Origin of the sequence: Psychrobacter sp. 16-MNA-CIBAN-0192 (assembly GCF_040309565.1) — a bacterium.
Lineage (GTDB): Bacteria > Pseudomonadota > Gammaproteobacteria > Pseudomonadales > Moraxellaceae > Psychrobacter.
Map to the genome: position 1 here is coordinate 1 of NZ_JBEOOX010000752.1, position 233 is coordinate 233.

Consider the following 233-nt stretch of genomic DNA (forward strand, 5'->3'; position numbering starts at 1 on the left):
GCTATATCGCGAGCGTCCATCCGCTCGCGCTGTGGACGCTCAACTACCTGCGCGCGCATCCGGGCGCATCGCTCGCCGAGGTTCAGCGCGACAGCCGCGATGCGCGTTTCTACACGTATTCGTGGCTGTACAAGACCCGCTACCACGCGACGCAGGACCGGCGCATCCGCCGCATGGTCGAGCTGCGTGCGTACGCGGAGATCACGAAGTCGTGGCGCGCGCTCGGCTATCCG

Annotated in this window: 1 protein-coding gene; it reads left to right on the top strand. The window is 67.0% G+C overall.

Translation table 11 applies throughout. From position 1 onward, the window contains the following. The coding region (locus AAEY78_RS15090; protein ID WP_352340327.1) for a hypothetical protein at positions 1–233 on the top strand (233 nt) is incomplete at both ends.